At 49.6% G+C, this 1,065-nt stretch carries 1 pseudogene; it reads left to right on the top strand.

The features are described from left to right. Window positions 1-875: pseudogene (locus MWU61_RS19640) on the top strand (hypothetical protein); the annotation flags it as partial. Window positions 876-1,065: the final 190 nt, after the last annotated feature.

Here is a 1,065-nt window from a genome sequence, read left to right as displayed (position 1 = left end):
GAATATATCAATGGCTTCTACAATCCGCGCCGCCGACACTCAGCACTGGGCTGGAAAAGCCCCGTCGCTTTCGAACGGAAAGCGGCATAAACGAGCACTTGGGGCGGCACGAAAGCGCGACAGGTCCAGTTGTAGATACACTGCTGAACGAACAGTCAGACGTCGAGCTAGGTATCCCGGAGACAAAACAAGCACTTGAGCAAGCAAGCAGCCGATTGAGCAACATCAGTCCGATGGTCTCCGAACAGAGAAGTCGGTTCTCAGAGTATCTAGACAAAAAATCCGAAGTTGAGCGAAACATTGAGTTGTTCGAAAGCTTAGATCGTCTTTACCAGAAACAGCGCGAAATTGAGCAGGAGCAACGAACAGAAACGACCGAGGACGATGTAAGCACGCCTTTACCTACCAAACCCCTTTTCGAACTGTCAAAGCGCGTTGCAAGCTTCTTAGATGCATGGGGATTGGCGCAGAAACCAATCGTTCATTTCGACAAGGATACGAGAGATTTTGTAATCAATGGCAAACACCGCTCTAGTAACGGCAAAGGCCATCGAGCAATAACGCACGCGGCAGCGACACTTGGCCTACTCAAATTCACGGAAGACAAGCGGTTGCCCCATCCTGGATTTGTAGTCCTTGATTCACCATTATTGGCATACGAGAAGCCTGAGGATGATGCTGATGATTTGTCTGAGACAGATGTTAATTTACGCTTCCTTCAATCACTGGCGAGTTGGACGTCTACCCAGACCATTGTCTTGGAAAATAGGAAATCAGTACCATCGGAGTTTTCCGAAGGTGACGGGATTACTAAGTTCACCAAATCGACGACACACGGGCGCTATGGCTTTTTCCCTCTAGAAGAGCTCCCGTAAACTCTAAGGTCTGCTTAGTTGGATTGAAACAACACCTTTTGCAATTGCAACGAAGGTCCGGTTTCCGCCAATTCTGTTGAAAAACTCTTTGCTGCGTTTGCATCATGGCACCTGCCTCATCCTTTGGATGTGTCACCGCGCCCTAGCTTCCAGCTGCCTAGAGCAGCTTTCACCCAGAACGGCGCGGCCC

Source organism: Loktanella sp. F6476L, from assembly GCF_023015725.1.
Lineage (GTDB): Bacteria > Pseudomonadota > Alphaproteobacteria > Rhodobacterales > Rhodobacteraceae > Yoonia.
The sequence above is the reverse complement of the archived record's forward strand: the minus strand, read 5'-3'. Positions and strand labels throughout refer to the sequence as shown.